Source organism: Streptomyces sp. AC602_WCS936 (assembly GCF_019049125.1).
Taxonomy (GTDB): domain Bacteria; phylum Actinomycetota; class Actinomycetes; order Streptomycetales; family Streptomycetaceae; genus Streptomyces.
The window spans coordinates 1-7799 of the sequence record NZ_JAGMUF010000064.1 but is presented as its reverse complement, the minus strand read 5'-3'; the positions used below and the strand labels follow the sequence as shown (position 1 = coordinate 7799).

At 73.4% G+C, this 7799-nt stretch carries 6 protein-coding genes and 2 pseudogenes; all 8 read left to right on the top strand.

Annotated elements, in window-relative coordinates:
* A pseudogene (locus KUM03_RS21730) lies at positions 1 to 567 on the top strand (hypothetical protein); the annotation flags it as partial.
* A gap of 56 nt (positions 568 to 623) precedes the next feature.
* Positions 624 to 1046, top strand: coding sequence for a phage tail protein (locus tag KUM03_RS21725; protein WP_073729682.1), 423 nt, complete (start codon positions 624 to 626; stop codon positions 1044 to 1046).
* 46 nt (positions 1047 to 1092) lie between these two features.
* Positions 1093 to 1815: a LysM peptidoglycan-binding domain-containing protein gene (locus tag KUM03_RS21720; RefSeq protein WP_217250951.1), complete on the top strand. Its 723-nt coding sequence runs from the start codon at positions 1093 to 1095 to the stop codon at positions 1813 to 1815.
* The gene (locus KUM03_RS21715; RefSeq protein ID WP_217250950.1) at positions 1815 to 3734 is read left to right on the top strand and encodes a VgrG-related protein; all 1920 of its coding nucleotides are present in this window, start codon (positions 1815 to 1817) and stop codon (positions 3732 to 3734) included. Before KUM03_RS21720 ends, KUM03_RS21715 begins: the two co-directional genes overlap by 1 nt.
* 70 nt (positions 3735 to 3804) lie before the next feature.
* The gene (locus KUM03_RS21710) at positions 3805 to 4293 is read left to right on the top strand and encodes a GPW/gp25 family protein (RefSeq protein WP_217250949.1); all 489 of its coding nucleotides are present in this window, start codon (positions 3805 to 3807) and stop codon (positions 4291 to 4293) included.
* Positions 4293 to 6251, top strand: coding sequence for a putative baseplate assembly protein (locus tag KUM03_RS21705; RefSeq protein ID WP_217250948.1), 1959 nt, complete (start codon positions 4293 to 4295; stop codon positions 6249 to 6251). Before KUM03_RS21710 ends, KUM03_RS21705 begins: the two co-directional genes overlap by 1 nt.
* Positions 6252 to 6310: 59 nt before the next feature.
* Complete coding sequence (locus tag KUM03_RS21700; protein WP_217250952.1) at positions 6311 to 6820, top strand: phage tail protein; 510 nt, start codon at positions 6311 to 6313, stop codon at positions 6818 to 6820.
* Positions 6817 to 7799: pseudogene (locus KUM03_RS38490) on the top strand (hypothetical protein); the annotation flags it as partial. The gene KUM03_RS21700 and the pseudogene KUM03_RS38490, both read left to right, overlap by 4 nt.

Here is a 7799-nt window from a genome sequence, read left to right as displayed (position 1 = left end):
CCCCTGCGCCGCCCCGCCCCACCCGACGCCACCGCCGCCCGTACCGCGCTGCCCGTCGCGCCGCTCACCCCGCCCCGAACGGCACCGCACCCCACGCTCCACCCCACGACGGCCCCCGCGCCCCCACCCGCGGCCACCACCCCCGCGCTCCCGGTCCAGCGCGCCGGCGGCCGTTCCATCGGCGCCCTCGCCGCCGCCGCGTCGGCCACCGTCGCCGACACCCTGGGACGTTTCCGGGCGCCCTCGTCCCGGCACTCGCCCGCGCAGCCTGGCCAGCACTCACCGCCGAACGCCCCGGCCCCGCCCCCGCCGTACGAGCCGCCCCCCTCGTACAGCACGGCCACGGCTCCGCCCGGTGGTCACCCGCCCCACGCGCCCGCCCCGGAGACGGACCCTCCGCCCGCGTACTCGGCGGTACCCGCGGGCGGGTTCGACCCGCGCGAGCTCACCGACTTCCAGCTCGACGAGCTGGTGCACCGCATCATCGGTCGCGTCACCCGCCTGGTCCGCACCGAACTGCGCATGGACCGCGAACGCGTCGGCAGACTCCGCGACCCCCGCGCCTGACCGGCGGCAGCCACCCCTCGCGACCGACGTACCACCCGACAGAAAGGCCACCCCCGATGCCCCGCCAGGACCCGGGCTCCACGATCTGGTTCACCCTCACCATCGACGGCGAGAGCCTCGGCTACTTCAACGGGTGCGAAGGACTGTCGTCCCACGTGGAGATCGAGCAGCGCCAGGAGGGCGGCAACAACGGGTTCGTGTGGCAGCTGCCCACCCGCGTCTCCTACTCCAACATCCGGCTGACCCGCCCCCTCACCCCGGACACGGCCAAGGTCGCCAAGTGGATCTCCTCCGTGCAGACCGGCATCAAGCGGCCCACCGCGCAGATCTCGGCGCTGCGCGCGGACGGGTCGCTGGTCGCCCGCTGGGGGCTCATCGAGGTGCTGCCCGTCAGCTGGCAGGGCCCCAGCCTCGACCCGGCGAGCCCGGCCGTGGCCACGGAGGTCCTGGAGATCGCCCACCACGGGTTCACGGACTGACGGCGCCCCGCAGCAGAGGGACAGAAGAGGCAGAAGGGAAGAGACCATGGCAAAGAGCGGCAAGGGCGCCGGCAAGAGCCTCGTACGCGCCAACCTCGCCATCCACGAACCGCCCACCGGCACGACCACCACGCCCGGCGCGCTGATGCGCAGGTTCGCCTTCGAGTTCAACCCGGCGCAGCTGTCCCTCACCCAGCGCGCCCAGTGGAAGGCGACGCCGACGATGGCCGTGCGGGACGGTTCGAAACCGGAGTTCATGGGTGCCGACCCGCGGGAGATGACCCTGGAGATCTTCCTGGACTCCTCCATGAAGCCCAACGGCAACACCGTGATGAAGAAGGTCGATTCGCTGCTGCTGTGCTGTGAGGTGACCGCCAAGAGCATCGCCGCCAAGCAGCCCTCACCGCCCTGGGTGGTCTTCGAGTGGGGCTCCTTCGCCACGGCCCGGTTCACGGCGTACGTGTCGTCGATCGAGGCGCAGTACACCCTCTTCGGGACCACCGGTGTTCCCATCCGCGCCACCTGTCAGGTGTCGCTGGTGGAGATACCCGGCCCGACCCAGGGGCAGAACCCGACCTCCGGCGCGCTCACCGCCCAGCGCGTGCACCGGGTCGTCGCCGGGGACTCGTTGCAGTCGCTGGCGTGGAGCGAGTACGGCAGTGCGGGCGCGTGGCGGGCGATCGCCGAGGCCAACGGCATCGACGACCCGTCCCATCTGCCGACCGGCACCGAACTGATGCTGCCCGCCACCGAGGAGGTGCCGCACTGATGGTGCGTCCCGCGTTCTCCAGCATCGTCGAGGTCAAGGTCGGCGGCGCGAAACTGCCCTCCGACATCGCGCCCATGCTCGTGGAGGGCTGGGTCGACCAGGGCGTCGGCGTGCCCGCGGCGTTCCGCCTGACCTTCCGCGACCCCTACCGCCTGGTCCTCGGGAAGCTGAACGTGCAGTTCGGCACCAGGATCGTCATCACGCCGATCGCCGACGGGCAGGGCATCGGCAACCCGCTGCTGACCGGCGAGGTGACCGGTCTGGAGGCCGACTACGACGGCACGGGCAGTTTCACCGTCATCCGCGGGTACGACTACGGGCACCGCATGATGCGCCAGCGCCGGGTGGCCGCGTACCGCAACCAGAAGGCGTCCGACATCGCCCGCAAGCTCGCCGCGATGGACGGCGTGTCCATCGGCCGCATCCAGCCGACGAAGGGCATGTACGGGTTCATCAGCCAGTCCAACGTGACCGACTGGGACTTCCTGTCCCGGCTCGCCGACGAGAACAACATGGTCATGTCCCTGGACGCGAAGGGGAAGTTCCGCTTCGTGACGCCGAAGCCTTCGGCGGGGGCGCCCTCGCCGAAGACGGACGGCGACAAGAGCACCTTCGTCCTCCAGGCCGGCCACGACATCCTGCGGCTGCGGGCCGCCGTCACCGCCGCCGACCAGGTGGGCAAGGTCGAATCGCGCGGCTGGAACGTCACCACCAAGAAGAAGATCACCGAGGTCGCGCCCGCCACCACCGACCCGGGCTTCAGCATCGGCACGACGCCCGGCCAGGCGGCCGGAAAGTTCAAGCCCGCCAAGCTCGTCGAGACCGCCAGCCCGTACGACAAGCAGGACGAGGTCCGGCACGCCGCGAAGGCCCTCGCCGCCGACGTCACCTCCTCCTTCGCCGAGCTGGAGGTCGCCGTCTACGGCAATCCCGATCTCCGCCCCGGCGTCCCCGTGGCGCTCTCGGACGTCGGCAAGCCCTTCGAGGGCAAGTACACGGTCACCTCGGTGCGCCACGTCTTCGGCGACGGCAAGCACTACGAGTCGTGGATCACCGTCAGCGGACGCCAGTGGCGTTCCCTGTACGGGCTGGCCTCGGGCGGCGGGGGCGTGGACGCCGCGAGCGCGGCGCGGCTGCCCAGCGTCGCCAACGCCATCGTCACCGACGTACAGGACCCGCTGAAGCAGGGCAGGGTCAAGCTCCAGTTCCCGTGGCTGGACGACACCTACGTCAGCGACTGGGCGCGCAGCGTGCAGCTGGGCGGCAAGGGCGGCGGCGGGGTCTTCCCCATGGACGTCGGCGACGAGGTGCTGGTCGGCTTCGACCGGGGTGCGCTGGACCACCCGTTCGTGATCGGCGGGCTCTACAACGGGCGGGACCTGCCGACCAAGGTCTCCGACGTGCCGTTGCACGACGGGCTGAAGAAGCAGGCCGCCCGGCACACCCTGTCCGACCGCCAGGGCAACCGCGTCGACCTGCTCAGCCAGCGGACCGGCGGGCGCAAGCAGGGCGTGCGGATCGCCAGCGGCAACGACAAGCTGATCATCAACCTCGACCGCACCCAGACCGAGATCACCGTCGACAGCAAGGGCTCGGTCAGCATCACCGGCAGCCGCTCGGTATCGGTGGAGGCGGGCACCAGCCTCACCCTGCGCGGGCGCCGCTCGGTGATGATCGACAGCGGCGGTCCGCTCACCCTCAAGGGCAAGGCCCTGGTCAGCCTGACCTCGCTGGGCGGCGCGGTCAACGTCAACGCGATGGGCGGCGCCATGAACCTCTCGTCGAGCGGCATGACGTCGATCAACGCCACCGGCATGGTGTCGGTCAACTCCGTGGCCAACGTGAACATCAAGGCCATCAAGGTCGACCTGTTCGGCGCCGTGTTCGTCAACACCGTGAAGTACCCGCTCCCCGCATGACAGGCACAGGAGCAGGCACAGGAACAGGCACAGGAACAGGTACTGGAAGCAGAAGGCAGGTGGCCCCCTGATGGCCGAACAGTTCGTCGGCTCCGGCTGGGCGTTCCCGATGCGCATCGGACCCACCGGCGGCATCGCCCTGGTCAGCGGCGAGCGCGAGGTCGAGGAGGCCATCCGGCTGGTCCTCGCCACCGCGCCCGGCGAGCGGCCGATGCGCCCCGAGTTCGGCTGCGCCATCCACGACCTGGTCTTCGCCCCGGTCAACGAGCAGACCGCGGGCCGCATCCAGCACGAGGTGTACGTCAGCCTGGACCGCTGGGAACCGCGCATCGAGGTCCACGAGGTCGACGTCAGCACGGGCACCGACCAGAGCGTCCTCTACATCGACGTCCGCTACTCGATCCGCGGCACCAACAACCCGCGCAGCCTCGTCTTCCCGTTCTACGTCATCCCCTCCCACGACGAGCCGGACCTCCCCGGCGGCTCCGCCGGACCGGCCGGTACCGCCGGTCCCGGTGGTCCCACCGGCCTCCCGGGCTCTCCCGAAAGCGACCGCTGATGTCCCTGCCCTCCCCCAACCTCGACGACCGCCGCTTCCAGCAGTTCGTCGACGACGCCAAGCGCTACATCCAGCAGCGCGCCCCGGAGTGGACCGACCACAACGTCTCCGACCCCGGCGTCACCCTGGTCGAGACGGTCGCGCACATGGCCGACCAGATCGTCTACCGCCTCAACCGGGTCCCCGAGAAGAACCACCTGGCCTTCCTCGACCTGGTCGGCATCACCCTCTTCCCGCCGTCGGCCGCCCGCACGGACGTCACCTTCTGGCTGTCCGCGCCGCAGGAGGACGCGGTCCTGGTCCCGTCCGGCGCCGAGGTCGCCACCCTGCGCACCGAACGCGACGACGCCGTCGTCTTCGCCACCGAACGCGACCTGGTCGTCGTACCGAGCGCGCTCGGCCGGCTCGTGGTGCAGCACCGCGGCGAGCCCGTCACCGACCGCACCACGGACCTCGCCGAGGGCAAGGACCTCATGTGCTTCGCCGAGGCCCCGCAGCCCGGCGACTGCATGCTCATCGGCCTGACCGCCGCCACCCCCGACTGCGCCCTCGCCCTCGAACTCGACAGCCGCGTCGACGGCGTCGGCGTCGACCCCCGCCAGCCGCCGCTGGTCTGGGAGGCGTGGACGGAGGACGGCTGGCAGTCCTGCGAGGTCGACCAGGACGGCACCGGCGGCCTCAACCGCCCCGGCGACATCGTGCTCCACATACCCGGCGGGCACGTCCTGTCCCGCAACGGCGGCCACGAGGCGGGCTGGATACGCTGCCGGGTCACCGACCCGCTGCCCGGCCAGCCCTTCTACACCACGTCCCCCACCATCCGTTCCGCCGAGGCCTACACCATCGGCGGCACCACCCGGGCCGTGCACGCCGAGACCGTCCACGACGAGGCGCTCGGCGAGTCCACCGGCCTGCCCGGCCAGCGGCTGCGGCTCGCCCACGCCCCCGTCGTCGCCGACGACCCGCCCGTCCTCCTCCAGACCGCCGCCGACGACGGCTGGCAGAACTGGCGGGTCGTCCCGCACTTCGCGGCCTCCCGCCCCGACGACCACCACATCACCCTCGACGCCGCCACCGGCGAGATCGCCTTCGGTCCCGCCGTACGCGAACCCGACGGCACCCTGCGCCAGTACGGCACCGTCGCCCCCAAGGGCGCCGTCATCCGCGCCCGCCGCTACCGCACGGGCGGAGGACGGGCGGGCAACGTGGCGCGCGGCGCCGTACAGGTGCTGCGCACCTCCATCCCGTACGTCTCCGAGGTCGTCAACCGCGAGGCCGCGCGCGGCGGCGTCGACGGCGAGACGGTCGAGGAGGCGAAGCTGAGGGCGCCGATCACCCTCCGCGCCCAGGAACGCGCCGTCACCCTGCGGGACTACGAGGAACTGGCCCGCCGCGCCGCGCCGGAGACCGCCCGCATCACCTGCCTGGAGGGCGAGGAGGGCGAGCACGGCGCCTACGCGGTCCGCGTCCTGGTCGTCCCCCAGGCCGTACCCGACCCGGGCGGCCGGCTCCGCTTCGAGCAACTCGTCCCCGGGGACGCCCTGCTGGCCCGCATCACCCGCCACCTCGACGAACGCCGCCTCATCGGCACCCGCCTCGCCGTCGGCCCGCCCTACTACCAGGGCGTCACCGTCGTCGCCACCGTCCACGCCTTCCGCGGCACCGACACCGACCGCGTACGCCGCCAGGCCCACGACGCCCTCTACCGCCACCTCGACCCGCTCACCGGCGGCGCCGACGGCAAGGGCTGGCCCTTCGGCCGCCCCGTGCAGACCGGCGAGGTCTTCGCGGTCCTGCAACGCGTCCCCGGCGTCGAACTCGTCGACGAGGTCGTCCTGCACCCCGCCGACCCCCTCACCGGCAAGCGCGGCGACCCCACCGACCGCATCGACCTCCAACCGCCCTCGCTGGTCTTCTCCTTCGACCACCGGGTCCGCGTGATCGGAGACGGCACGTGACGACGACGCCCTACCGGGGCTCGGTCGACGGGCTCGGCTCCTCGCTGCCGCTGGGCACGATGCTGCCCGCCGTCTTCGCCGACGACGACCTCGCCCAGCGGTTCGTCGGCGGCCTCGACGACGTCCTCGCGCCCATCCTCAACGTCCTCGACTGCCTGGACACCTACTTCGACCCGGCCCTCACCCCGGCCGACTTCGCCCAGTGGCTCGGCACCTGGGTCGGCGCCGAGACCGACGGCACCGAACCCGAACCCCGGCTGCGCGCGGCCGTCGCCGCCGCCGCCCGCCTGCACCGCGTACGCGGCACCCGGCAGGGGCTCGCGGAGGCCGTACGGCTCGCCTTCGGCGCCGAGCCGGACATCAGCGAGAGCGGCGGCGCCGAGTGGAACGCCCGTCCCCTGGGCCCGTTCCCCGGCACCCCGCGCCCGCACCTCCACGTCTCCGTCCGGCTGCCCGACCCGACCCCGGCCGACCGGCACCGCCTGGACGCCCTCGTCGCGGCGGCCCGCCCCGCCCACATGCCCTACACCGTCGAAGTGACCGCCTCCGAAAGGACCCCGGAGAGATGACCACGCAGAACTGCGCCGAGTGCGGAACGCGCGCGGAACCGGGCCAGTCCTTCTGCGACGCGTGCGGCGCCGTACTCCGCTGGGAACAGGCCGGTCCCGCCCGCGCCGGCCGGCCCGCCTCCGCACCGTCCGACCAGAACCCCGGCTGGGACGCCTTCGACCGCCCCGGCCCCGGCGGCACGGGCGTGCCCCCGGCCCGCACCGGCCTCGCGGGCCGGCCGTCCGCCGGGGACGGACCGGACGCCGGTTCCGCCCCCGCCCCCGGCCACGGGGACGGGCCGGCGGCGGCATCGTCCGCTCCCGGACAGCCGCACGCCGACGGCTCGGCACCGTCCCCGGGCCCGCACACGGTCCCGGGTGCGGGGCCGGCGCCGGGTGCGGGGACCGCTCCGGGCACAGGATCCGGCACGGCTCAGGTCACGGGAGGGAGGACGACCCCCGGGGCGGGGACGGGGACGCCCCCGGAGACGACCACCCCGGCACCGGGCACGGGGGCCGCCGACACCACGGGCCCCCACCGCACCTCAGACACGCACCCCAGCGCGGAGACCCCCGTCAACGGCGCGGCCACCAGCACCACGGCACCGGCAGCGAGCACCACGGCACCCACCGGCGCCGCCGACACCGTGAGCGCCGCTCGCGCGGCGAGGGCGGCGCGGGCGGCCAGGACCGCGAGGGTGGCGGCAGGAGCGGCGGGAACTGCCGGAGCGGCAGGAACCGCGGGAACGGCAGGAACCGCGGGAACGGCCACCGCCGCCTCCGCGCCCACCGGCACCACCGGGACCCCGGGAGCCACCTGGCCGGCCGCAGCAGCCGGCACGGCCCCCTCGGCCGGGGCACCCGCGCCCTCCGGGACCGCACAGCCCAACGCCACGACCACCCCGCACCCCTCCGGGACCACCCAACCCAACGCCACGACCACCCCGCACCCCTCCGGGACCACGACCGCCCACACCGACACCACAGGCCCGCGTCCCCC

What these genes read in the sequence shown, in the direction of transcription:
- KUM03_RS21715 (WP_217250950.1), top strand. Translation starts at nt 1,815, where the DNA reads ATGGTGCGTCCCGCGTTCTCCAGCATCGTCGAGGTCAAGGTCGGCGGC.
- KUM03_RS21705 (WP_217250948.1), top strand. Translation starts at nt 4,293, where the DNA reads ATGTCCCTGCCCTCCCCCAACCTCGACGACCGCCGCTTCCAGCAGTTC.
- KUM03_RS21710 (WP_217250949.1), top strand. Translation starts at nt 3,805, where the DNA reads ATGGCCGAACAGTTCGTCGGCTCCGGCTGGGCGTTCCCGATGCGCATC.
- KUM03_RS21720 (WP_217250951.1), top strand. Translation starts at nt 1,093, where the DNA reads ATGGCAAAGAGCGGCAAGGGCGCCGGCAAGAGCCTCGTACGCGCCAAC.
- KUM03_RS21725 (WP_073729682.1), top strand. Translation starts at nt 624, where the DNA reads ATGCCCCGCCAGGACCCGGGCTCCACGATCTGGTTCACCCTCACCATC.
- KUM03_RS21700 (WP_217250952.1), top strand. Translation starts at nt 6,311, where the DNA reads ATGCTGCCCGCCGTCTTCGCCGACGACGACCTCGCCCAGCGGTTCGTC.